The organism is Actinoplanes sichuanensis (genome assembly GCF_033097365.1).
GTDB lineage: Bacteria > Actinomycetota > Actinomycetes > Mycobacteriales > Micromonosporaceae > Actinoplanes > Actinoplanes sichuanensis.
This window is the reverse complement of record NZ_AP028461.1, coordinates 5,116,844-5,139,319: the sequence shown is the minus strand read 5'-3', so window position 1 is coordinate 5,139,319 and position 22,476 is coordinate 5,116,844. Positions and strand designations below refer to the sequence as shown.

Genomic DNA, 22,476 nt, shown 5'->3' with positions numbered 1-22,476 from the left:
GCCGGTCAGCTCGCCGCGCGCTTGACGACCTCGGCGGTCACCGCGGGCTGCGAGATCATGGCGACGTGCGAGGCGCCGACCTCCCGCAGCCGTGACCCGGCCCGCTGCGCCATGAACCGTTGCGCGGCGACCGGCAGCACCCGGTCGTCGCGGGCCGCGAGATACCACGAGGGGATGCTCCGCCAGGCCGGTGCGCCTGACGGCTCACCCAGGGTGCGGGTGTCGGCGGGGCGCTGACCGGCCCACATCAGCGACGTGGTGGTCGACGGCAGGTCGCCGGCGAACACCGGCCGGAACGCGTCACGCTTGAGGTATCCGTCGACGAGCCCGTCACCGTACGGTCGGAAGTCGAGTGCCGCCTCGTCGAGCCGGCTGCCGGGGAACCGGGTCTGCAGCCCGATCAGCGTGTCGCCCTGGTCGGGCGCGAACGCCGCCACGTAGACCAGCGCTTTCACGTTCGGGTTGCCGGTGGCCGCGTTGGTGACGACGATGCCGCCGTAGGAGTGGGCCACGAGCACGAGCGGTCCGCCGAGGGTGGCCAGGATGTTCGCCAGATAGGCGGAGTCGCTGGACACCCCGCGTAGCGGATTGGCCGGCGCGATGACCGGATGACCGTCACACAGGAGCCGTTCGGCGACCTGATTCCAGCCGCTCGCGTCCGCGAACGCGCCGTGTACCAGGACGATCGTCGGTTTCGGCTTCGACGGTGTCCGGATGCCGGCCGCGACAGCGGCGGAACCGGCGAGGAAGGTGCGTCGGGTGGTCGTCATGAATCGATCCCTCATTTGTCGAGTGCGATGGTGAGGTCGCCGGTGGGCAGGGTCTGGCAGGCCAGCCGCCAGCCTTCGGCCAGTTCGGCGGTGGAGAACATGCCGCGGCTGTCGGTCTCGTGTTCGCCGGCGCGGACCAGCACCCGGCAGGTACCGCAGGAGCCCTCGCCGCAGGACTGCGGCAGCTTGACGTCGGCCAGGTTGGCCGCGTCGAGGACGGTCTGCCCGGGCCGACACGGGAAGCCGGGCCCGGAGTCCTGGACGTCGATGCGGAACGCGGCGATTCCGGCTTCTTCGGCGGTACGGGCGATGGCCTGCGCTTTCTCCCTGCGGGTCTGCCGGCTGCGCCCGGATGTGAAGGCCTCGGTGTGGATTCGGTCCCGCGGCATCCCGAGGTCGATCAGGTGTCCGATCAGGTCCTGCATCATCGGCGCCGGTCCACAGAGGTGGGCCCGGGTCGTGGTGGTGACGAACGGCCGCAGGGTGCCCGCGCTGATCCGCCCGTTGCGTCCGCTGACGAAGGTGAGCCTCCGCAGCCCGGGCAGCCGTTCCTGGAGGGCGGCGAGCTCGGTGCCGAAGAGTCGCTCCGTTTCGGACCGGTGGGCGGCGAGCAGCACGATCCGCCCGTCGTATCCGGCGTCGGCGGCCGCCGCGAGTACGCTCATCAGCGGTGTCATCCCGACCCCGCCGCCGATCAGCAGCAGCGTCCCGGTGTCGTCGCCCGGCTGCCAGGTGAAGTCGCCGTGGGGGCCGCTGACCCGGAGCGCCTGGCCGGTCTCCGGTTCGGTGTGCAGGAAACCCGATCCGAGTCCGCCCGGCTCGTGTTTGACGGCGATCTCCACGAACCCGGTCTGGCCGGGGCCGCTGCAGATCGAGTAGGAGCGCTCGATCGGTTCGACCGCGACCGGCAGTTCGATCTTGAGGTACTGCCCGGCGACGAAGGTGAACGGCATCGTCGCGCCGTCCAGGGGAGCCAGCCGGATCCGCCGGACGGTCGGCGTCAGCTCCTCGATCGCGGCCACCCGCAGGTATCCCGACCAGGGCGTCTGCGGATTCCGGACCGGGATGGCGGACTGCACGGTCCGCCACATCCGCCCGGTCTGGCGCGGGCTGAGTACCGCGTTCGCGGCCATCAATCCGCCGGCCAGCGCCCCGACGACGCCGGAGCCCCAGGCGTCCTGACCGGCGACGATCAAATTCTTCACGGGGGTACGGCAACCCGCGCGCGACGATCGGAGCCGCTGCGGTGTGGCCGCCAGGCCGTAGAACGAGCCGCGCACGCTGTGCTGGTAGTTCTCGAAGGTGAGCGGGGTGGCGAGCTCGGTGAACTCGATCGCCGCCCGGAACCCGGGCCACTGCCGTTCCAGTCGGTCGAGCAGCCGTTCGGTGGTCTCCTCCTTGAACCGTCGGTAGTCGTCCGGCCGCTGGTCGGCGGGCATCGTCCGCCATCTGTCGACGATCGCCGGGTCGACGAGTTCCAGCACCTCGACGGTGTGGGTCCGGGCGGCCGGATTGTTGAGCGACGGGAACGACACGTAGAGGGTGCCGTCGCCGCCGTCGAGGTCGGGCATGAACCAGTGGTTCTCGCCGTGCAGCCCGAATTCGGCGGGGGACCGTTTCATGCCGAGGAACAGCATGGCGGCCGACGGCTCCGGGGGCAGTTCGGCCAGTTCGTTCTCCCGGCCGATCAGGGCGTACGTGTTGCGTACCCCGGTCGCGGAGACGACGGTGCCGGCTTCGACGTGGTAGCGGCGCCCGCTCGCGGTGTCCACCACGTCCACGCCGGTGGCCCGGCCACCGTCCACGGTGACCCGTTGCACGCGTTGCCTCGGGCGCACTTCCACGCCGTACCGCTGCAGGGTCTCCAGAATGATCCGGCCGATCTCGCCGGGACCGCCGACCGGATGGGCCGTGCCGTTCATGAAGAACGTCAACGGGACCGCGGCGTGGTAGCCGAAGGCGCTGGATCGCGGTGGGATTCCGTAGAGGCCCCAGCGGGCGGCGAGGACGGCCCGCAGTTCGGGGTCGCGGAAGCTGAGGCGTATCTGTTCGGCCAGCGACCGGTACGTCGACGGGTAGAGCCGTTCGACGACGGGCGTGCCGAGGCGGCGGATCCCGGCCGGCATGGCGGCGAGGACGTTGCGGGCGGCCAGGCCGGTCATGCCCCGCCGGATCGTGGTGAAGAATCTGTCGATCTCGCCCGTCGAGTCCGGGAAGCACTGCGTCAGACGGTCGCGCAGCCGGTCGCGCCCGGCCGGGACGGTGAAGTCGAAATCCGGGAAGTGCAGTACGTCGTAGTCGTCCGGCAGTGGGTTGAGTTGCACCCGGCCGTCGGTCATGAAGTCGAGGAACGGGCCGGCGTCGGCGCTCATGTAGTGCAGTCCGGTGCCGAACCGGTAGCGGCCGTCGCGGGTGAACTCGTGGGTCATCCCGCCCGGCGTGTAGTGCTGCTCCAGGACGAGAACGCGTCGCCGGCCGAATTGTGCGATCGTGCGGGCGGCCGCGAGACCACCCATTCCTGATCCGATGACGACCACATCGGATTCTTCGAGCGCGTCCATCCGTACCCCTCAGATCAATGTCTTTTCGGGGTCAGCCTGGTGACGGCGACTTTATTTCGACTGAATGATCCGGTCCATTTCCCGTCAAGTGGCCGCCGTTAGCTTTCCGCTGACACCTGACAGAGAGGTTCAGACATGACAAAGCCGACGATCGTGCTGGTGCACGGGGCCTTCGCCGACGGCAGCGGTTTCCAGCCGGTCATCGAACAGCTGGTGGCCGGCGGATATCCGGTGGTGGTGGCACCGAACCCACTGCGCGGGCTGTCGTCCGACGCGGCCCAGGTCCGGGCGCTGTTGGCGTCGATTGCCGGACCGATCGTTCTGGTCGGGCACTCGTACGGCGGTGCGGTGATCTCGGCTGCCGCCACCGACGACGTCCAGGCGCTGGTCTATCTGGCGGCGTTCGTCCCGGAGACCGGGGAGAGCGTGCAGCAGCTGGTCGAGCGGTTTCCGGGCAGCACGGTGGGTCAGTCGCTCAGGCCGGTTCCGCTGGCTGAGGGGCAGGTCGACCTGTACATCGATGCGGGTGTGTTCCACCGGAACTTCGCCGGTGACCTGCCCGCCGAGCAGGCCGCGCTGCTGGCGCTCACCCAGCGACCGGCGACCGGTGCGGCCCTCGGCGAACCGGCCTCCGGGCCGCAGGCGTGGCACTCGATTCCCACCTACAACCTGATCAGCGGGGCTGACCGGATCATTCCGCCGGCCGCGCAGGAGTTCATGGCCGAGCGTTCCGGCGCCACGGCCACGGTCGTCGACGGCGCCTCTCATCTGGTGTTCGTCTCCCACCCGGCCGCCGCGGTGGCCCTCATCGAGAAGGCGGTCGCCGAGAATGTCCAAGAGTGACGAGGGGATGCGGCGGGGCGTACAGATCCATGCCCTGTGCTATTTCACCGCCAACCTGATCCAGGTCCTGGTGTGGTGGCTGTTCACCCCGGATCTGCATTTCTGGCCGATCTGGTCGATCATCGGTTGGGGTGCCGGGCTGATCGCGCACGTCTGGGGCGTCCGGGCCGCGGCCCGCCGGGTCATCCGGACCTGAAGGCCGACGCCAGCCGCCGGACCGCCTCCCGCAACTCGTCCGGCGACCGGTCACTGTAGGCGAACCGCAGGAACCGGTCCGACGAGCTGTTGTCCGGGTCCGCGGCGAAGAACTGTCCCGGCTGGTAGAGCACACCGCGGGCGGCCGCCCGCCGGAACAGGTCCGCCGGGTCGAGGCGGTCGTCGGTGAGCCGCGCCCACAGGAACAGTCCACCCTCCGGCGCCCTGATCTCGAAGGCGCCGGGAAGATGCTCGTGGAGCGCGTCGACCAGCACCCCGGCGCGCTCCCGGTAGATCGCGGCGGCATCGCGCACCAGCCCGTCGAACCACGTGTCGTCGCTGGTGACGACCCGTTCGACGAGGGCCTGGGTGACCGAGCCGGTGTGCACGTCGAGCCGGTTGCGCAGGCGGATGACCGGGTCGACGAGGTGTCCGGGCAGCACCATCCAGCCGACCCGCCAGCCCGGGCCCAGGGTCTTGGTGAACGTGTTGATGTGGACCGCCCGGTCCGAATCGTGGAACGCGCGCACGCCCTGGTCGCGGCCGGCGAACCGCAGCTCCCGGTACGGGTCGTCGACGATCACGTGGAAGCCGTACCGGTCGGCCAACTCGACCAGGGCTCGTCGCCGGTCGGCGGACAGGCAGACCTGGGCCGGATTGTGGAAGTCGGGCACCGTGTACACGGCGGCGATCCGTTCCCCGGCGGCCAGGCGCCGGGCCAGGTGCTCGACGTCGAGCCCGTCGGCGTCCAGCGGCACCGGCAGGACCCGTTTGGTGGCGACCTCCAGTGCCCACAGAAAGCCCGGGAACACCGGGTCGTCGACCGCGACCGTCGCGTCCCGTTCCACGAGCGTCAGCACCGCGAGGGTGAGGCCGTGCATGCCACCGTTGGTGATCACGATCCGGTCCGGGTCGACACCCTCCCGGTTCGCGATCCACGCCCGCAGGCCGGGGAATCCGTGCGGCGCCGAATACTGCAGGCTCGCGATAGCGGCCGCCGGGTCCTGCCACAGCTCGGCCGACGCCCGGGCGAACTCCCGCACCGGCAGCGCCTCGGCCGCCGGGACACCACCGACCAGCCGGATCGCGTCGGGCGTGGCGACGGCCTGACTGGCGACGACGAACCCCTGCGGCGCCGACAGGCCGCGGGCGATTTCGGACAGCCCGCTCATCCGGCGAGGAACTCATCGGCGCGGCGGGCGAACAGCAGTGCCCCGCCCGACCGGGAGCGACTCGACGCCTGTTCGGCGGCTGCCCGGACCACTGTCGACGGTTCCCCTCTCGCCTGTAGGAGGCGTGCTTTGAGCAGCAGGGACAGGCCTTCGGCGTATCGCTGGCCGTACTCCCGGGCGGCTCTGTCGGCCCGGTCCAGAGCGGCGGTGGCCCGGTCGCAGCGGCCAGCCGCCAGCCACATCTCGGCGACCAGCGCGTGATGGAACGCGACACCCCACTGCGGCGGATCGGCCAGGTTCGCGGCCAGGTGCTCCTCGGCCTCGGCGGCGGCGCCCGCCGGATCGTCGCCGGTCAGCGCCCGCGCCCAGCAGCGGCTCTGTCGGACGTAGTGGCCGATCTGGGCGTTCAGCCGTTCGAGATCCTCGGTCGCCCAGCGTTCTCCGGCACGGCGGGCCAGGTCGGCGTCCCCGGCCATCGACGCGATCATGGTGGTGTAGTAGACCCAGACCGACGCGGCGTAGGGGTCGTTCGGCGCGTCCCAGCTGTCCACCAGGGCCAGCGCGGTCGGCACGTCGTCGTGCAGGGCGGTCGTCACGGCCCACCAGCCGGGGCCCTCGCCGGGGATGGCGCCGTCGCGGCGCAGTGGGGTCTGCGGAGCGGCCAGGACACCGGTGTCGTGATCCTTCTCGGACAGGAGACGAACCGCTTCGCCGATGTTGCCGACATCCCACTGATGCAGGCCCCACGACTGCCGGCCGTAGCGCCGCACGGCCGGATCGGTGGAACCCTGCCCCATCTCGTGCATCCGGCGGGCCAGCCGGTCCCGGTCCTTCTCGAGAGCGGTGTAGGCGCCCATGGTGCGGATGAACAGGAAGTCGGCGGCCTCCGCGGCCCGGCCCAGCGTGCCGGCCAGATACTCGGCACGGTCCAGCAGGTCCACCGTCGAGGCGTCGAAGCCGGCCTGCCGCCGGACCACGATCGCCAGCAGCGTCAGCGCCGCCAATTCGAGATCCATCAAACCCGACGATCTGGTCACCTGTACGGCGTACCGCAGCTGCCGGTTGGCGGAGTCGAACGCCAGCTTGCCGGCCGCACAACGACCGGCCCGGATCAGCGCCTCCGCGGTCCGTACCGGCTCGACCAGCGGACCGGCCGCCCACAGGTGGTAGGCGAGTCGTTCGGCGACCACCTCGTCGTCGGCGTGGGTCTGTTCCAGCGCGTCCGCGACCCGCAGATGCAGCCGGATGATCTGCTGTTTCGCCGTCGTCTCGGACACCGACTCGCGGACCAGGTCGTGGGCGAAGCGCATCGACGACGGATCCTCGGGCCCGGGTTCGAGCAGGCCGAGCGCCTGCACCGGTTCCAGCCGGTCCATGCAGTCGGCGACACCGACACCGGTGGCCCGCGACAGCAGCCGCAGGTCGACGTCCCGGCCGATCAGCGCGGCCACCTGCAACAGGTCACGGGCGTGGTCGTCCAGCCCGGCCATCCGGCTGCGGACCACGTCCCGGATCGTGTTCGGCACACCCAGCGAACCCTTCTCGCTGAGCAGCCGGGACAGTTCCAGAACGAAGAACGGGTTTCCGGCTGTCCGGTCGTGGATGGCCCGCGCGAGCTCACCGTCCGGATCCCGGCCGACCTCGGTACGGACCAGCGCCGCCACCTCACCGAGCCCGAGCGGGCCGAGCCGCAGCCGCCGGTGACCGGGCACCCGACTCGCGGTGGCCAGCACCCGGGACAGGGCCGGGCTCAGCGTCGGCGCCCGGTCGCGCAGTGCGGCGATCATCGCGGTGCCACCCGGCAGCCGGCCCGCCAGGTGATGGAACAGCTGCAGCGACGCGACGTCGGCCCACTGCAGGTCGTCGAGGATCAGCAGGATCGGCCGCTGCGCCGCCGACTCACCGACGAGCGCGACCGCCTGCTCGAAGAGTCGAAACTGGGCGTTGCCGTCGGGCAGCGTCCGATCGGCGCCGTCGCGGGGCTCCAGAATGCTGCCCAGTTCGCCGGCCAGCCACTTCTCCCGGGCCGGGGCGGGCAGGCCGGCCACGATCCGGCCGAGCGCCTGCTCCCACGGCCACATCGACGGGGTGCCCGCACCCTCCAGGCACCGGCCCCACACCACGAGGGCGTCACCCCGGGTCGCCACCGCGGCGGCCTCCTGCAACAACCGGGTCTTCCCGACACCCGGCTCACCCTCGACGACACCGATCGCGGAGCCCCCGGTCAGAGCACCCTCGACGGTACGCCGGAGCAGCGCGAACTCCTCGACCCGGCCGACCAGGTCGCTCTCCGGTCGGGCCGGCTCGACGGTGGTGACCGGCAGCGGCGGCTGGGCCAGGACGTGGTGGTGCGCCTGCTGCAGCGCCGGGCCCGGATCGATGCCGAGTTCGTCGGCGAGCCGCTCCCGGACCGTGCGGAACACGGCGAGGGCCTCCGCCTGCCGCCCGGCCGCGCCCAGGGCGGTGACCAGGGCGGCCTGCACCGGCTCGTGGAACGGCGCCATCGACGTGGCCAAGTGCAGGGCGGGCAGCACCCGGTCCGGGCGGCCGACCGACACGGCGAGGTCGGCGGCGGCCGTGCAGGCGCGGTAGAACTCGTCGTCGAGGGCGGTGGCCGTACCGCCGCCGGCCGGGCCACGCCACAGATCCAGCGCCCGCAGGTAGTGGTCGAGCGCCGCCTCCCGGACCTCCGCGGCGGCCGCCGAGCGGACGTGTCCGCGGAAGGCGACCAGGTCCAGCCGGTCCGCGTCCGCGGTGAACAGGTAGCTGTTGCCGCGTCGATGCAGGTAGCCGCCGGACTCCCGGGCCGGCAGCCGCGGCTCGAGGACACGACGCAGCGCCCCCACGTACTTGTGGATGACGTTGAGGGCGCTCGCGGGCGCCTCGTCACCCCAGATCAGGTCGATCAGCTCGGCCGTGCTGACCGGTCGCCCGACCCGGGTCAGCAACAGGGTGAGCAGCAGCGCCTGCTGACGGGGACCACTGTCCACTTCGGCCCCGTCGCGCCAGACCCGCAACGGGCCGAGCACCTGAAACCGCAGCTCATCAACGGCATCGACCGGCACGTTTCTCGACCTCCGGGCGGATCGTACCGCGCCGCCGTTACACATCGACGTCTCTATCATCAGCTCCGTCGGCTCCCCGGAAGGGACAACCTGTGAACGATCGCCGCCTGCCTCTGCGTGCCGTCCTCCCGTTCGCCACCGGCTCGATCGGCATGGGGATCTGGGTGACCGTGCCGGGCATCCTGCTGCTCTACTTCCTGACCGACGTGCTGGCCGTGCCACCGGCTGTGGCCGGCCTGGCTCTGCTGGTCCCGAACATCGCCGACATCGTGCTGCATCCGTGGATCGGCCGGGTCACCGACGACGACCGGGCCGCCGTCGGTCACCGCCGGCGGGTGATGCTGGTCGGCTGCGCGGTGGTCGTCACGTTCGTCGCGCTGTTCGCGGTACCGGCCGGACTGCGCGGGACACCGGCCGCGATCTGGGTGGCGGTGGCGCTGGTCGTCGGGAACCTGCTGTACTCCGCCTACCAGGTGCCGTACCTGGCCACCCCGGCCGACCTCGGCATCGGCTACCACGAGCGGACCCGGCTGATGGGGTTCCGCAACACCGTCATCACCATCGGTGTGCTGCTCAGCGGGGTGGTCGCGCCGCTGCTCACCGGGACCGTGCCGGACGTCGGCGACTACGGGCGGATGGCGGCGATCCTGGGCGTGGTCATGCTGGCCGCCATGCTGACCGGCATCCTGGGGGTGGGCCGGCTCAACCGGGCCGCGCCGTCGGCTCCGGCGGTCGCCTCCGCGCACCGTGGTGGACTGCTGGCGGCCCTGCGCGACCGGCAGTTCCGGGTGCTGGCCGCCTCGTACCTGACCATGGCGGTCACGATGAATCTGGTGCTGGCCGCCCTGCCGTACTTCGCCAAGTACGAGCTGGGCCGACCGGAACTCACCCCGGCCCTGGTCGCCCTGTTCATGGGCCCGGCGGTGCTGACCACGCCACTGTGGGTGGTGGCGGCCCGCCGCCTGGGCAAACAGCGCTGCCTGCTGGCCGCCCAGTCCGGTTTCGTGGCGGGTTCGCTGGTGCTGGCCCTGGGGGCCGGGCCGGGCCTGCCGGTCCTGGTCGCGGCGATGGCCTTGCTGGGTGTGTCGTTCGCCGCGATGCAGCTGATGCCGTTGTCGATGGTGCCCGACGTGATCGCCGCGTCCGGACCGGGCGGCCCGGCCCGGGCCGGCGCCTACACCGGCCTGTGGACGGCGGCCGAGGCCACCGGCGGCGCGGTCGGCCCCTACGTGTTCTCCGCGGTTCTGCTGGCCGGGGGTTTCGTGGCGAGCGCGGCGGGCGACCAGATCACCCAGTCACCGGGCGCCCTGGCCGCGGTCCGCTACGGCTTCACGCTGGTCCCGGCCGCCCTGATGACGGTCGCCGTCCTCCTGCAGCGCCGGTACACCCTGGACCGGACCGCCCTCGACCCGATCGTCACAGCGCCGGGCGGCCGGTGACCGGTGCGGCGGGGACCGGCTCGTCGGCGGCGATCGCGTGCAGCCGGGTGGTGGCCTTCTCGGTGCCGGTGTTGATCAGCGCCTTGGCCTTCTCCTGCGCCTGCACGACGGTGGGATGGGTGTTCACCTTGCGGGCGGTCGCCGCGATCTGCTCGTACCGGCCGCGACCGGCGCGTGAGCCGAGGACGTAACCGACCGCGAGCCCGGCCACCAGTTTCATCATCGCCATCGTTTCGTTCTCCTGTCCGCGTTCGGAAATGCCGGTCGGCGGAACGAGTCCCCGCCACGGGTCTGCTGTGCCCGTCGCCTGGACGCGCGAAACCGTGGTGCGCGAAGAGCACCGACCCGGTCAGGCCGGATAGGGGGCCAGCCGGACCCAGACCTGCTTGCCGTCGCCGTGCGGGTGGGCGCCCCAGGTCTCGGCGAAGGCGTCGACGAAGACCAGGCCACGGCCGCCGGCGCTGCGTTCGTCGGCGGTGCGGCGGTGTGGCATCTCGGCGGAGCCGTCGGTCACGGCCAGGCTGACGTCGCCGTCGTCGGCGTGCACGTGCAGGGCCAGGCAGCCGCCGCCGTGCCGGACCGCGTTGGTGACCAGCTCGCTGACGATCAGCGTCGCGTCGTACAGCCAGGCCTCGTCGGTGAGTCTCCATCCGGCCAGCAGTGCCCGCAGCGCAGCCCGGGCGGTCGACGCCGCGCCGTTGCCGTCCGGTAGTTCGATCTCGGCATTCAATTCACTGACCACATCGGCTTCCCTGTCCCCCGTGACAGCGATCACCTATACCCCGGTTCGGGCCGCATCAACCGGACCACCTCATCGGTCGGGTACTGACGTTCGCCTTCACCCTCCTGGGCGTTGCTCCCGGCTCGGCACGCAAGGGGTGAAGTCGATCCGCCGGTCCGGGTCGCCGGCCACGGTCGGGTGCAGCGGCGTGTCGGCCGCGGTACGCCAGGACAGGTGCGGCCACCACTGCTGCTGAGCGGCCACGGCGTCCGGGGTGGGCTCGGTCGGTACGCCCGGGACCAGCACCAGTTGCGGTTGGTTGCGGCAGCGGGCCTCGGCGCGGGCCCGTTCGACCGGTTCGGTCCAGTTGTGCGGGGCGAGGTTGAACAGGCCCCAGTGCACCGGGATCATCAGCTTCCCGCCGACCAGCGCGTTCGCGTTCACGGCGAGCTCCGGGCCGAGGTGGTTGTCGGGCCATCCCGGGTCGTACTGTCCGGACTCGATCAGCGTGACGTCGAACGGGCCCAGTCGGCTACCGATCTGTTCGAGATCGGCGAAGTATCCGGAGTCGCCGGAATACCAGGTCCGGTGCTGCGGGCCGCGAAGTGCCCAGCCCGACCACAGGGTCTCGTTGCTGTGCAGCGGGTTGCGGCCGGAGCTGTGCCGGGACGGGGTGGCGGTCAGCTCGACCGGGCCGACCGTGGTGGTCTGCCACCAGTCGAGTTCCCGGATCCGGTCCGGGGCGATGCCCCAGCGTTCCAGGTGGGCGCCGATGCCGAGCGGTACGACGAAGGTGGTGGTCCAGTCGGCCATCGCGGTGACCGTGGCCTGGTCCAGATGGTCCCAGTGGTCGTGCGAGATCAGGACCGCGTCGATCGGGCCGAGAGCGGTCAGGGCGGCCGGTGGTGGATAGAACGGCTGCACGCCGATCAGGCCGGCCGGGCCGGACTGCTCGCCCCAGAACGGATCGAGCAGCACCCGTGCCCCGTCGATCTCGACCAGCGTGGAGGAGTGGCCGAACCAGGTGATCCGCAGTCCGGTGGTGGGGCGCACGGCGTACACCCCGGTGTCGGTGGGTTTGATCTCGAGGGGTCGATCGGGGCTGCTGGTGTCACCGGAGCCGAGGATCGAGCTGGTGGTGGCCGCCCAGAGGGAGAGCCACTGCGGCTGCGGGTTGACGAACTCACCGTCCTGCCACTGCGGGGACTGCTCGTTGCGGGCCAGCCGGTCGCCGGTGGGGGAGGCGCCGAACGGTTCGGTCCGCACGTAGACGAGGCCGCCGACGACCGCGAGGAGCAGGAGGGCGCCGACGCCGGCTGCGGTGCGGCGTAACCAGCGGCGTCGCTTGATGTCGCGCATGCGGCTCCAGTAAGTTGTGGAGAGGTCTCCACTAAATTAACGGAGAGATCTCCGGATCGCAAGGAGGGGCATGGTCCGCTCAGACGCCCGCCAGAACCGGGCCCGCATCCTGGCCGCCGCACGGCAGGCGTTCGCCGAGGACGACGACACCTCGATGAACCGGATCGCGCAGCTCGCCGGGGTCGGTCCGGGCACCCTGTATCGGAACTATCCGTCACGGGAGGCACTGATCCTGGAGATATATCAGGAGGAGATCGAACGGCTGGTGGGTTCGGTGTCCGAGTTGTCGGCCACGCTTGCGCCGGTGGAGGCACTGCGGCAGTGGACCCTCGAACTGGTCGACGGGATGCGGAGGAAACACGCGTTCGGCTCGGCCCTGAGCCCGGACACGCACCAGTCGATCGCGGCCCGCAGCTACGGACCGGTGATCGGCGCGATCACCAGCCTGCTCGACGCCGGCAAAGACGACGGCAGCATCCGGGCGGACGCCGAGCCGGTCGACTTCCTGCAGTTCACCGGTGCCCTGTGGCGGGCCGCGCCGGACCGTACCGGGCCGATGCTGGCCCTGATCCTGGACGGTCTGCGCGCTCGTTGACCACCCGGATCAGCCCGCGAACTCCTCAGTGCCGAGCACGGTCAGCAACCGTAGCCTGCTCTCCGACTCGCTGCGCGGCGCCGCGGTCAGCACCAGCAGGGCCTGCGACTCGTCCTCGGTGAACAGCACCTGGCAATCCACCTCGACCGGCCCGATCCGTGGATGGATCAGCGTCTTGTGGTCCTCGAATCGGCGGGCCACCTCCTGCGCCTCCCACAGCCGGGCGAACTCGGGACTCCGCGCGATCAGGTCACGCACCATCTCACCGGCCCGCGACGCCGGACCCAGCAGGCCGTACGCCACCCGCAGCGACGCCACCTGGGCGCGGCTCTGCCGATCGTGGTCGGTCGGCGGATAGGAACGTCGCTCCAGCTCCGGACGGGAGAACCACCGGTGGAAACTGCTGCGCTCCAGACCCGAGAAGTGGCTCGCGTCGCCGAGCAGCGCACGTGCCGGCTCGTTCTGGACCAGGGTCTCGCCGAGCGCGTTGAAGATCAGCGCCGGGGTGTCGGTGAGCCGGTCGAAGATCCGCAGCAACCCCGGCGCGACGTAGTCGGTGACCGCCACCCGGTCCGGGGCGCTGTGCCCGGCCACCCGGTACAGGTAGTCCCGCTCGTCGGCGGTCAGCCGCAGCGCCCGGGCCAGCGACGCCAGTATCTGCGGGCTGGGCTGCGGACCACGCCGCTGCTCCAGGCGCGTGTAGTAGTCGGTCGACATGGTCGCGAGCTGGGCGACCTCCTCACGGCGCAACCCGGCCGCGCGTCGCCGGGGCCCCGGGCTGAGGCCGACGTCCGACGGCTGCAACGCCTCCCGACGGCGGACGAGGAATTCGGCCAGGCCATCACGATCCATGCGGGAAGTATCCGGGGATCGGTGGTCGGTAGACAGGGATCGCTGATCCCCCGACATCCGATCTCTGGTACGCGATCCGCGCCCCGCCGACGCTGGGGACCATGAACATCACCGGAAACACCGTCTTCATCCCCGGCGCCACCAGCGGAATCGGCCTGGCCCTCGCCCTCGAACTGCGGTCCCGGGGCAACCGGGTCATCATCGCCGGCCGCCGCACCGAACTGCTGGACCGGATCGTCGCCGAACACCCCGGCCTGCACGCGTACCGCCTCGACGTCACCGACCCGGACGCCATCGCGGCCGTCTCCAAACAGGTCATCGCCGAGCACCCGGAGGTGAACGTGCTGATCCCGATGGCCGGCATCATCCGCTTCGAGGACTGGACGACCCCGGCCGGTTTCCTCGGACCGGCTGAGGAGATCGTCACCACCAACCTGCTCGGCCCGATCCGGTTGATCGCCGCCTTCATCGAGCACCTGCGCACCCGGCCGGACGCCACCATCGTCACCGTGTCGTCGGGGCTGGCCTTCATCCCGTTCGCGCCCAACCCGACCTACAGCGCCACCAAGGCGGCGATCCACCTACTCAGCGAGGCGGTCCGCCTGCAACTGGCCGACACGTCGGTGCGGGTGCTCGAACTCGTCCCGCCGAAGGTGGCCACCGATCTGACGCCCGGGCAGCGGGAGGACCCCACGTCGATGCCGCTCGACGAGTACATCAGCGAGGTCGTCGAGCTGATCAGCACTCAGCCGGAGGCCACCGAGATCCAGGTCGAGAGGGTCCGATTCCTGCGGTACGCCGAGGTCCGCGGCGACTACGACCAGGTGGTCGCCCTCGTCAACCGGCACGGCTGACGCGATCGGCGTCGTCCCCTCGTCCTGAGCCTGAGAGGCCGCGCTTCCCAGCAGGGAGGAGATCGGTCGTGGACGAGGCTCGGGCAGCGGCGCTAGAAGTGGGTAGACAACCGGTCTACTACTAAGGAGCGCAAGGTCATGAACTCGCAGAAGGTCGCCATCGTGACGGGTGCGTCGCAGGGATTCGGGGCCGGGATCGTGGCGGGTTACCGCAAAGCGGGCTACGCGGTGGTCGGCACGTCCCGGTCGGTCGGCGAGTCGGCGGACCCGGCGCTGGTCACCGTGGCCGGCGACATCGCCGACCCGGCGACCGCCGACCGGGTGGTCCGCACCGCGATCGAGCGGTTCGGCCGGATCGACACGCTGGTCAACAACGCCGGGGTGTTCGCCGCGAAGCCGTTCACCGAGTACACCGAGCAGGACTTCCAGTGGCTGGTCGGGGTCAATCTGGCCGGGTTCGTGCACATGACGCAGCGGGTCGTCCCGCACCTGCTCGCGCAGGGCGGCGGCCACATCGTGCAGATCACCACCAGTCTCGTCGACCAGGCCGACCGCAACCTGCCGGTGGCGGTGGCGATGCTGACCAAGGGTGGCCTCCAATCGGCCACCAAGGCCCTCGCCATCGAGTACGCGACCCGCGGCATCCGGGTCAACGCGGTGGCGCCCGGCATCCACAAGACACCGATGAACCCGCCGGAGACGTACGCCGAGCGTGGCGCCCTGCACCCGATGGGCCGCATGGGTGAGGTCAGCGACATCGTCGACGCCGTGCTCTACCTGGAGAACGCCCCGTTCGTGACGGGCGAGATCCTGCACGTCGACGGGGGACAGAACGCCGGTCACTGACCGGTGGAACGGCCGCGGACACCGCGTCCGCGGCCGTTCGGCGTCAGGCGATCGGCGACACCTGGTAGTGGCTGATCAGCCAGTGCTCGTCGATCCGCTTCAGGATGACGGTCAGGTGGTAACGAAGCACGCTGCCGTCCGGGCGGCTGAACGTCGGATCGACGTAGGCGGACACCACGCCGTCGGCGAGCGGGCGGATCTCCCGGATCACGTAGTCGACGCGCAGCCCGGCGGCGTGCGGGCGGGCGTAGTACTCCTCGACCCCCTTGCGCCCGATCGAATAGTCCGGAAGCGCGCCCTGGAACAGGGCGTCCTCGGTGAATTGGGTGGCGACGTCGGCGGGCCGCCCCCGGTCGATGCCGTTCTTCCAACCGTCGAGGGTCTCGGTGACGATGCGGCTGAGGTCGGTCATGGTCGGGCTCCTGAGGAGGTGAGTAGTAGACCGGTTGTCTACCTCATCGTGACCGGGTCGGCCGCGGTCTTCCAGGACGGCTTTCCTCCCTGCTGAGAAGGCGTGGCTCCTAGCCGACCAGTCGTCTAGCGGGGATAGGATTCCGGGATGGGACGCCGGAGTGACTCGAAGACGCGCATCCTCGCCGCCGCGCAGGAGCTGATCGAGCTTCGGGGATATTCGCAGATCGGCGTCGCGGAGATCTGCACGACGGCGGGCGTACCGAAGGGGAGTTTCTATTATTTCTTCGCATCGAAGGATGCCCTGGCACTCGCCGTGATCGACACCCAGTGGGAGTCGCAGCGGGCCGATTGGGAGCGGATCCTGGGCAGTGACGACCCGCCGATCGATCGCCTGCGTCGGCTCACCGAGGTGATCGTGAGTAGCCTGACCGCCGAACCGATCGCCGGATGTCTCTACGGCAACCTCGCCCTAGAGCTCAGCAACGAGCGGACCGAGACGATCCGCGGCCGCCTCCGGGAGGTCTTCGACGCCCAGGTCGACATGATCGCGCAGCTCACCGGCCCGGATACGGCCCGGGCCGTGGTCGCGCAGATCGAGGGCCAGATCATGTTCGCCAAGCTGTACAACGACATCCGGCGCCTCGACGCGCTGTGGCCGAACATCCGGGTCCTACTGGGCGAGTGACAGCCGGTGGGGGTCGTCGACCGGGACCCACCAGCTCTCGCCGGGCGGTGACGTCCAGCCGTGCCCCCGCCCGACCGCCACCAGCGACTCGACCGCCGCCTGGACCGCCGGGCGATCGTCGTCGGCCCGGTGCAGCAGCGACCATGTCCACAGCGGGACCGGGCCGGCGACCGTACGCCTGACGAAACCGGGCGGCGCCGCACCGGCCAGCCGCTTCGGTGAGGCGAGCACCGGCCGCCCGAGCCGGCTCACGTGGGCGTAGAACGCCGGCCCGGCCACCCCGCCGTCGCTGATCCGGGCCACGGTCGCGCCGACCGCCGCCGCGAACTCCTCGGCGAACACGTTCCACGACGACCAGGCCGCCTCGTCCGCGTCGACCAGCACGGTCAACTCCGCCGCGGGCAACGGCTCGTGCGCCGTCACGCCCGGCGCGACCGCGTGCAACTCCTCCGCGCACAGCAGATGCGCGGACAGTTTCCGCTCGGCCGCACCGGACGTCGTCACCCACGCCATGGCCAGGTCGAGGCTGCCGTCACTGACCCGATCGGCCTGCGCGTGCGACGGCAGCACCCAGCTGTCCACCTGCAGCGACACACCCAGGGCCTCGATGTTGTCGGGTAGCCAACTGACATACCCGATCCGCAGCCGGGTGGTCTCCCCGTTCGCCTGGCGGGCCCGCTCGGCGGCGGCCTCGGCGAGCGCCAGCAACTCCCGCGCGTCCTCCTGCAGCGACCGGCCGGCCGCGGTCAGCTCCACCGACCGTCGATCCCGCGTGAACAGCGCCACCCCGAGCTCCCGCTCCAGCGAGATGACCTGCTGCGACAGCGCCGGCCCGGAGATGTGCAACCGTTTAGCCGCCCGCCCGAAGTGCAACTCCTGCGCGACCGCGGCGAAGTAGCGAAGCTGCCGTAGTTCCACAGCCCTACCCTAGGCCGAGGCGGCGCGTCATCACTGCGCGCGGGACGGGACCACGATGCCGTCTCGGGTCAGCGGCGCGTGCTCAGACGCACCACGGCTCGTTCGGCCGGCAGGGTTCCTCGAAGCGTGCCGAGGACGCCTTGTCGTTGCGGACGTCGCCGCCGAAATTCGCCTTTCCGTACGGCGAGATCAGCTGCGAACGGCCGCCGTAACCGTTGTTCTCATAGACCCGCAGCCACAGGCCGGTGTTGTTGTGAACCGACGACGCCTGGTCATTGAGGTTCACGCCGTTGTGGAACTTGTGGTCGCCGAAAACACTCACCCCGCCGGCTCCCTCGACCAGCCCGGACAGGGTGGCCGGGCTGCCCTGCTGCTGATAGTCCTGGAAGAAGCACACCTGCCTCGCCGGGCAGGCATAGGCGGCCGAAGCGGGCGGGGAGATCGCCAGAAGCGATCCGGTCACGGCGGCGATCGCCATTCCGGTGGTGGCGAATCGCCTGCTTGAGAAATTCACTGATCCTCCTTGTCGAAACCTTTCGGCGGGGAGCCTAGGAGGACGCTGTTCAAGGACTGTGGAGCGTCGGTTACCGGCAGATCCGGCGCGTTCACTATTACTCCAGTGGGCCTGTCCGAGGCGTTCGGCGACAATGCGCGGTCAGGATGGACCCGGACCGCGGAGAGAGAGTTCGAGCATGACGGATGTCAAGGTGACCTGGCGTTCCCGGACGGTGGCCGGGCGGCACGGGCCGGTGCGTACCCGTGAGTACCTGCCGGCGGTGCCACGCCCGGACGCCGAGGTGGTCGTGTGGGCGCACGGTGGCGCCTACGTCGGCGGGAGTCTTCGGATGGCCGAGTCGCACGCGGTCGCGCTGGAACTGGCCCGCACCGGTCGGCCGGTCGTCGCGGTGGATTATCGCAAGGTGTCGATGCTGCCGCTGCTGCTGCCGAAACGCCCGATCCGGCCGCACCGCAACAACTTCCCGGTGCCGGTGGAGGATGTGCTGGACGCCTACCTCGACACGGTCGGGCGCTATCCGGAGCATCGGCATGTGCTGGGCGGGGCCAGTGCGGGTGCGAACCTGGCCGCCTCGGCGACGCTGCGGGCGGGGGAGCATCGGCCGGCCGGGTTGATCCTCGCCTACGGGGCGTTCCACGTCGAGCTGCCGGAGATCCCGGCCGAGTTGCGGGCCGGCATCGACGCCTCGGGGGTGAAACGGCAGTTCACCGCAGAGGTCTATCGGCGGATCACGCTGAACTTCGTGGGTGACGCGTCGGTGCTGGCGGACACTGCCGCCTGCCCGGCGACGGCCGCGGTCGAACCGATCCCGCCGACGTTGTTCGTCGACGCGGACGGGGACACGCTACGGGCGTCCAGCGAGCTTTACGCCAGGCGTTTGGAAACTGAGGGGATCCCGGTCAGTTCGACGTTCATCAGGGGCAGCTCGCACGGATTCCTCAACAAACCGAAGGCGAGTCACTTCCGCGAGGGTACGGCCGTCATCCGGGCGTGGCTCGACGAGCTGCCCGATCGATGCGGTCAGCGTCGGTGATCAGGTGGCGGGCCGTCGGGAACAGGGTGTCGGCCTCGGCGGCGAGCGCCGGGTCGGACCGCAGCAGGGCCAACCGGTCCAGTGTGAGCAGGGTGATCTCCACATCGCCGTCGGCCCGGGCGGCGGCCAGGACCCGGTCCAGTTCGGCGCCCGCCTCCGCGGCGTCACGGTCGGCGGCCAGGGCGGCGGACAGGTATTCGGCCAGGCGTTCGCCGTCACCGCCGCCCGCTGTCGCGTACCAGTGCAGGGCCGTGTGGATCTCGGATTCCGCCTGGTCCAGGTGGCCTTCGGCACGCAGGATGCGGGCCAGGCGAACCCGGGCCAGGGCCACGATCCGCAGGTCACCGGCGGTGTAGGCGTCGTCGGCGGCGCGCTTCAGCGTGGTCTTGGCGGCGGTCAGGTCGCCTAGTTGGTGCTGAGCGCGTCCGAGGTTGGCCCGGTGCAGGGCAGCCGCCGCGCCGAAATCGAGAGCGCCCGCCGCCTTGACCGCCCGGGAGAGGTGGGTGACCGCGTCGGCGAAGCGGTGCTCGGCCTGGGCCAGGCCGCCGAGTAGTGCTTCGGCGTGGCTCAGGGCCCAGGCGTCGCCCGTCGGTCCGAGCCGCCGGACCGCTTCGTCGCAGGCCTGCCTTGCGGCCGCGACGTCGCCGGAAGCGAGCGAGGCCCAGGCGGTCAGCAGCCAGGCCGCGCCGCTCTCCCAGTCCGCTTCGGGAGCACCTGCGAGGGCGGAGGAAGTCGCGGGGTGGTCGGCCGTCGGCGCGGTCGGGGTGCGGTACTCGGCGAGTGCGGTCAGGGCGTCGGCCGGGCGGCCCTGCTGACTGTGCACGAACGCCAGGAACAGGTGGGCGCGGGCCCGCGACTGCGGGGTGTCGGCCAGGGCGATCGCCTCGCGCATTCCGGCTTCGGCGCGGGCCAGGTCGCCGCCGGACGCCTCGAACCAGCCGGTGAACAGCAGCCCGTCGACCCGGTCCGGCTTCGGCGCGTCCACCGCGGCGTCCAGGGCGGCCCGGTGCCGTGCGGCCGCGTCGCGTCCGCCGCCGAGGAACACCCACGCCCAGCCGAACCCGTTCGCGATGCGCAGGCCCAGCGCCGGGTCGTGGTCGGCGGTCCAGGTGAGAGCGGCTTCGATGTCGGCGCGCTCGGTCCGTACCCTCGCGAGGTGTTGCCCTTGATCTTGACCGCGCAGTCCGATGGCGGCTCGGGTGGCGGCCGCGCCGAACCATTCGGCGTGGGCCCGGCGGGCGACCTCGGGTGCCGGTGACTGTTGCCGGGCGAACGCTCGCACGCTGTCCAGCAGTCGATAGCGGACCCGGCCGTCCGGGGACTCGTCGACGATCACCAGCGACCGGTCGACCAGCCTGGTGATCACGTCCAGGGTCGGTGCGGCGGGCACGTCCAGGGCGGTCAGGACGTGCTCGACGGCGTCCAGGTGGGCGCCGTCGGCGAACCACGCGAGCGCCCACAGCCCGCGCCGATCGTCCGGGAGCAGCAGGTCATGACTCCAGGCCAGAGCCGCGTGCAGGGTGCGCTGCCGGACCGGTCGGCGACTCGTCGGGTCGTTGAGCAGGGTGAATCTGTCGTCCAGTCGGTGGGCGATCTCCGCCGCGGACAGTGCCTTGGCTCGGGCCGCGGCCAGTTCGATGGCCAGCGGCAGCCCGTCCAGGGCCCGGCACAGCGCTTCGACGACGGCGTCGTCGGCCTGGAACGTCCGCCGCTGCCGGGACGCCCGCCGCCGGAACAGGATCATCGAATCGGGTAACGGCAGTGGTCGCAGCACGTGGACGGTCTCGGCCGCGGTGCCGAGCGGCACCTGACTGGTGGCGAGGATCCGCAGGCCGGGCACTGATTCCAGAATCCGGTCGACGATCGGTGCGAGGGCGTCGGCCAGGTGTTCGCAGTTGTCCAGCACCAATAGCGGGCCGAGGCCGGGCAGCCTGGCCAGGACCGTCTCGGCGGTCGCCTCGCTGAGCCCGAGCGCCTCACCGATGGTCGGCCAGATGGTCGTCGGGCGGGCGTTCTCCAGACGCACCAGCCAGGCGCCGCCGGCCCGCCGGGCCGCCTCGACGGCGAGTCGGGTCTTGCCGACACCGGCCGGCCCGGTCACCGTGACCAGGCGTTCGTCGGCGAGCAGCGCGGCCAGTTCGGTCAGGTCGTCGGTCCGCCCGATCAGGTCACCGCCGGTGACCGGCAGATTTCCGGTCGGTGGGCGCAGTGTGGTGTCGTGCCGCAGGATCCGGCTCTCCAGTTCCCGCAGCGCCGGTCCCGGAGCCAGGCCGAGGTCGTCGGCGAGCAGGGCACGGACCTGCCGGTAGGCGGCGAGAGCGTCGGCCTGCCGGCCGCTCCGATAGAGGGCGGTGATCAAAAGCTCCCAAAACCTTTCGCGGTACGGGTGAGCCGCCACCAGTTCGCGCAGTTCGGCAACGGTGTCCGGGGCGTTCTCCTCGGTCAGCCGCAGTCGGGCTTCGGTGAGGCGCACCCGCCACGGCTCGGCCCACGCCCCGGCCGCGGGTAGCGGTTCGCCCTGGAACATCGCCAGCGCGGCCACCGGATCGGCCGGTTCGCCCAGGACCGCCAGGGCGTCCACGTCGGCCGGATCGACGTGCAGGGTGTAGGCCCCTCCGTCGGAGACGACCAGTCCCGGATCGCCCAGCACCCGGCGCAGTTTGGAGATCTTCGCCTGTAGCGAGTTCGGGGCGACGCCGACCTCGCCCGGCCACAGATCCTCGAGCAGGGTGGCCGCCCGCACCGGCTGTCCCGCCTCGATCGCCAGCCGGACCAGCACCTCGGTGGTCCGGCCGGTGGGGACGGCGAGCAGTTCGCCGTCGCGGCGCACCTCGACCGGCCCGAGGATCGCCACGGTCAGCACGAGGCGAGCATAGGGCCGGGCGCAGCCGTGCGTCAGTGCCGCGTCAGCCCCTTTCGCCAGGCTGTTCGTGGCTTCACCCGTACCTCCGGAAAGGTTTTCGCATGAACCGCAAGCTGACCGCCTGCCTGTTGATCCTCGCCGCGGTGCTGACCAATGTGGCGTTCACCGTGCTCGGATCGGTGTTCGACTATCCCGATGTGCTGAAGAGGCCGGTCGACGAGATCCTCACCGCGTTCCGGGCCGATCAGGCGGTGATCGTCGGGTGGTTCAGCGTGCTGGCGTTCTCGGCCGCCCTGTTCGCGCCGGTCGCGATCGGTGTCGGGCGGTTGTCGCGGTCGGCGGCGATGCGTGCGGCGGTGCCGGTCGGGATCGCGGCCGCCGTGGTCCAGGTGATCGGGTTGGCCCGCTGGCCGCTGCTGGTGCCCGGTTTCGCGGCGGACGGGGCGACCGACGATTTCGCCACGGCCCATCACGTTCTGGGCACGCTGATCGGTGAGACGCTCGGGTATGCGCTGACCGCCGCCTGGACCGTCCTCGTGCTCGTGGCCGTCGGCGCGACCATCGCCGGCCGCTGGTTCACGCTGCTCGGCGGGCTGTCCGCGGTGTTGATCGCGGCCGGGGTGGTGTCGCCGCTGCAGGTGCCGGGCGTCGATTTCGCCAATTTCATCGGTTATGTGCTGTGGAGTGGATGGCTGGTGGCGTTCGCCGTCGTGCTGCTGCGGGTTCGGGTTCCGGAGCCCGTGCACTAGCGCCAATAGGTTTGTTGTGGAAACC

General features: G+C 71.0%; 21 protein-coding genes. 9 read left to right on the top strand and 12 right to left on the bottom strand.

What is annotated here, in order from left to right; genetic code table 11:
* Positions 1-5: 5 nt before the first annotated feature.
* Positions 6-770 carry an alpha/beta fold hydrolase gene (locus tag Q0Z83_RS23675; protein ID WP_317796165.1) on the bottom strand — a complete coding sequence of 255 codons (765 nt, stop codon included), beginning with the start codon at positions 768-770 and terminating at the stop codon, positions 6-8.
* 11 nt (positions 771-781) lie between these two features.
* Entirely contained in the window at positions 782-3,331 is a 2,550-nt protein-coding gene (locus Q0Z83_RS23670) for a 2Fe-2S iron-sulfur cluster-binding protein (protein ID WP_317796164.1), read from the bottom strand.
* Between the two features lie 135 nt (positions 3,332-3,466).
* Here Q0Z83_RS23670 and Q0Z83_RS23665 point away from each other — a divergent pair, with 135 nt between their 5' ends.
* Together Q0Z83_RS23665 and Q0Z83_RS23660 are read left to right on the top strand one after the other, a co-directional pair.
* The gene (locus tag Q0Z83_RS23665) at positions 3,467-4,174 is read left to right on the top strand and encodes an alpha/beta fold hydrolase (protein ID WP_317796163.1); all 708 of its coding nucleotides are present in this window, start codon (positions 3,467-3,469) and stop codon (positions 4,172-4,174) included.
* The gene (locus Q0Z83_RS23660) at positions 4,161-4,370 is read left to right on the top strand and encodes a 2TM domain-containing protein (RefSeq protein ID WP_317796162.1); all 210 of its coding nucleotides are present in this window, start codon (positions 4,161-4,163) and stop codon (positions 4,368-4,370) included. Before Q0Z83_RS23665 ends, Q0Z83_RS23660 begins: the two co-directional genes overlap by 14 nt.
* On the opposite strand, the gene Q0Z83_RS23655 is transcribed toward Q0Z83_RS23660, so the two are convergent.
* Positions 4,357-5,541 (bottom strand): aminotransferase-like domain-containing protein, encoded by a 1,185-nt coding sequence (locus tag Q0Z83_RS23655; RefSeq protein WP_317796161.1) that lies wholly within the window; start codon positions 5,539-5,541, stop codon positions 4,357-4,359. The genes Q0Z83_RS23660 and Q0Z83_RS23655 overlap by 14 nt on opposite strands.
* On the bottom strand, positions 5,538-8,606 hold the full coding sequence (locus Q0Z83_RS23650) for an ATP-binding protein (protein WP_317796160.1): 3,069 nt from the start codon (positions 8,604-8,606) through the stop codon (positions 5,538-5,540). Before Q0Z83_RS23650 ends, Q0Z83_RS23655 begins: the two co-directional genes overlap by 4 nt.
* Positions 8,607-8,698: 92 nt before the next feature.
* Here Q0Z83_RS23650 and Q0Z83_RS23645 point away from each other — a divergent pair, with 92 nt between their 5' ends.
* A complete protein-coding gene (locus Q0Z83_RS23645; RefSeq protein ID WP_317796159.1) occupies positions 8,699-10,045 on the top strand; it encodes an MFS transporter in 1,347 nt (448 codons plus the stop codon).
* Here Q0Z83_RS23645 and Q0Z83_RS23640 read toward each other — a convergent pair.
* The 3 genes from Q0Z83_RS23640 to Q0Z83_RS23630 form a co-directional block, all read right to left on the bottom strand.
* Positions 10,023-10,274 carry a hypothetical protein gene (locus Q0Z83_RS23640; protein WP_317796158.1) on the bottom strand — a complete coding sequence of 84 codons (252 nt, stop codon included), beginning with the start codon at positions 10,272-10,274 and terminating at the stop codon, positions 10,023-10,025. The genes Q0Z83_RS23645 and Q0Z83_RS23640 overlap by 23 nt on opposite strands.
* Positions 10,275-10,394: 120 nt before the next feature.
* The gene (locus Q0Z83_RS23635) at positions 10,395-10,787 is read right to left on the bottom strand and encodes an ATP-binding protein (protein WP_317796157.1); all 393 of its coding nucleotides are present in this window, start codon (positions 10,785-10,787) and stop codon (positions 10,395-10,397) included.
* Positions 10,788-10,883: 96 nt separating this feature from the next.
* On the bottom strand, positions 10,884-12,125 hold the full coding sequence (locus Q0Z83_RS23630) for an MBL fold metallo-hydrolase (protein WP_317796156.1): 1,242 nt from the start codon (positions 12,123-12,125) through the stop codon (positions 10,884-10,886).
* 70 nt (positions 12,126-12,195) lie between these two features.
* Here Q0Z83_RS23630 and Q0Z83_RS23625 point away from each other — a divergent pair, with 70 nt between their 5' ends.
* Entirely contained in the window at positions 12,196-12,720 is a 525-nt protein-coding gene (locus Q0Z83_RS23625) for a TetR/AcrR family transcriptional regulator (RefSeq protein ID WP_317796155.1), read from the top strand.
* A gap of 9 nt (positions 12,721-12,729) precedes the next feature.
* Here the strand turns inward: Q0Z83_RS23625 and Q0Z83_RS23620 are convergent, their stop codons facing one another.
* Positions 12,730-13,572: a helix-turn-helix transcriptional regulator gene (locus Q0Z83_RS23620; RefSeq protein WP_317796154.1), complete on the bottom strand. Its 843-nt coding sequence runs from the start codon at positions 13,570-13,572 to the stop codon at positions 12,730-12,732.
* A gap of 101 nt (positions 13,573-13,673) precedes the next feature.
* Between Q0Z83_RS23620 and Q0Z83_RS23615 the strand changes: the two genes are divergently transcribed.
* Complete coding sequence (locus Q0Z83_RS23615; protein WP_317796153.1) at positions 13,674-14,426, top strand: SDR family oxidoreductase; 753 nt, start codon at positions 13,674-13,676, stop codon at positions 14,424-14,426.
* 138 nt (positions 14,427-14,564) lie between these two features.
* Positions 14,565-15,272 (top strand): SDR family NAD(P)-dependent oxidoreductase, encoded by a 708-nt coding sequence (locus Q0Z83_RS23610; RefSeq protein WP_317796152.1) that lies wholly within the window; start codon positions 14,565-14,567, stop codon positions 15,270-15,272.
* 43 nt (positions 15,273-15,315) lie between these two features.
* Here the strand turns inward: Q0Z83_RS23610 and Q0Z83_RS23605 are convergent, their stop codons facing one another.
* Positions 15,316-15,684: a YybH family protein gene (locus Q0Z83_RS23605; protein WP_317796151.1), complete on the bottom strand. Its 369-nt coding sequence runs from the start codon at positions 15,682-15,684 to the stop codon at positions 15,316-15,318.
* A gap of 147 nt (positions 15,685-15,831) precedes the next feature.
* Here Q0Z83_RS23605 and Q0Z83_RS23600 point away from each other — a divergent pair, with 147 nt between their 5' ends.
* Positions 15,832-16,371, top strand: a complete 540-nt coding sequence (locus tag Q0Z83_RS23600) for a TetR/AcrR family transcriptional regulator (RefSeq protein WP_317796150.1) — start codon at positions 15,832-15,834, stop codon at positions 16,369-16,371.
* On the opposite strand, the gene Q0Z83_RS23595 is transcribed toward Q0Z83_RS23600, so the two are convergent.
* Both Q0Z83_RS23595 and Q0Z83_RS23590 read right to left on the bottom strand, forming a co-directional pair.
* The gene (locus Q0Z83_RS23595; protein ID WP_317796149.1) at positions 16,357-17,289 is read right to left on the bottom strand and encodes a LysR family transcriptional regulator; all 933 of its coding nucleotides are present in this window, start codon (positions 17,287-17,289) and stop codon (positions 16,357-16,359) included. The two genes, Q0Z83_RS23600 and Q0Z83_RS23595, sit on opposite strands and share 15 nt — an antisense overlap.
* Positions 17,290-17,371: 82 nt before the next feature.
* Entirely contained in the window at positions 17,372-17,803 is a 432-nt protein-coding gene (locus tag Q0Z83_RS23590; RefSeq protein ID WP_317796148.1) for a peptidase inhibitor family I36 protein, read from the bottom strand.
* Positions 17,804-17,981: 178 nt separating this feature from the next.
* On the opposite strand from Q0Z83_RS23590, the gene Q0Z83_RS23585 reads away from it, so the two are divergent.
* Complete coding sequence (locus Q0Z83_RS23585) at positions 17,982-18,839, top strand: alpha/beta hydrolase (protein ID WP_317796147.1); 858 nt, start codon at positions 17,982-17,984, stop codon at positions 18,837-18,839.
* Here Q0Z83_RS23585 and Q0Z83_RS23580 read toward each other — a convergent pair.
* Positions 18,787-21,702 (bottom strand): BTAD domain-containing putative transcriptional regulator, encoded by a 2,916-nt coding sequence (locus tag Q0Z83_RS23580; RefSeq protein ID WP_317796146.1) that lies wholly within the window; start codon positions 21,700-21,702, stop codon positions 18,787-18,789. The two genes, Q0Z83_RS23585 and Q0Z83_RS23580, sit on opposite strands and share 53 nt — an antisense overlap.
* 101 nt (positions 21,703-21,803) lie before the next feature.
* Between Q0Z83_RS23580 and Q0Z83_RS23575 the strand changes: the two genes are divergently transcribed.
* Positions 21,804-22,451: a hypothetical protein gene (locus tag Q0Z83_RS23575; protein WP_317796145.1), complete on the top strand. Its 648-nt coding sequence runs from the start codon at positions 21,804-21,806 to the stop codon at positions 22,449-22,451.
* The last annotated feature ends 25 nt before the right edge of the window (positions 22,452-22,476 follow it).

Coding starts and splice junctions, on each gene's coding strand:
- Q0Z83_RS23675 (WP_317796165.1), bottom strand. CDS start 770: ATGACGACCACCCGACGCACCTTCCTCGCCGGTTCCGCCGCTGTCGCG.
- Q0Z83_RS23670 (WP_317796164.1), bottom strand. CDS start 3,331: ATGGACGCGCTCGAAGAATCCGATGTGGTCGTCATCGGATCAGGAATG.
- Q0Z83_RS23665 (WP_317796163.1), top strand. CDS start 3,467: ATGACAAAGCCGACGATCGTGCTGGTGCACGGGGCCTTCGCCGACGGC.
- Q0Z83_RS23660 (WP_317796162.1), top strand. CDS start 4,161: ATGTCCAAGAGTGACGAGGGGATGCGGCGGGGCGTACAGATCCATGCC.
- Q0Z83_RS23655 (WP_317796161.1), bottom strand. CDS start 5,541: ATGAGCGGGCTGTCCGAAATCGCCCGCGGCCTGTCGGCGCCGCAGGGG.
- Q0Z83_RS23640 (WP_317796158.1), bottom strand. CDS start 10,274: ATGGCGATGATGAAACTGGTGGCCGGGCTCGCGGTCGGTTACGTCCTC.
- Q0Z83_RS23630 (WP_317796156.1), bottom strand. CDS start 12,125: ATGCGCGACATCAAGCGACGCCGCTGGTTACGCCGCACCGCAGCCGGC.
- Q0Z83_RS23625 (WP_317796155.1), top strand. CDS start 12,196: ATGGTCCGCTCAGACGCCCGCCAGAACCGGGCCCGCATCCTGGCCGCC.
- Q0Z83_RS23620 (WP_317796154.1), bottom strand. CDS start 13,572: ATGGATCGTGATGGCCTGGCCGAATTCCTCGTCCGCCGTCGGGAGGCG.
- Q0Z83_RS23615 (WP_317796153.1), top strand. CDS start 13,674: ATGAACATCACCGGAAACACCGTCTTCATCCCCGGCGCCACCAGCGGA.
- Q0Z83_RS23610 (WP_317796152.1), top strand. CDS start 14,565: ATGAACTCGCAGAAGGTCGCCATCGTGACGGGTGCGTCGCAGGGATTC.
- Q0Z83_RS23605 (WP_317796151.1), bottom strand. CDS start 15,684: ATGACCGACCTCAGCCGCATCGTCACCGAGACCCTCGACGGTTGGAAG.
- Q0Z83_RS23600 (WP_317796150.1), top strand. CDS start 15,832: ATGGGACGCCGGAGTGACTCGAAGACGCGCATCCTCGCCGCCGCGCAG.
- Q0Z83_RS23585 (WP_317796147.1), top strand. CDS start 17,982: ATGACGGATGTCAAGGTGACCTGGCGTTCCCGGACGGTGGCCGGGCGG.
- Q0Z83_RS23575 (WP_317796145.1), top strand. CDS start 21,804: ATGAACCGCAAGCTGACCGCCTGCCTGTTGATCCTCGCCGCGGTGCTG.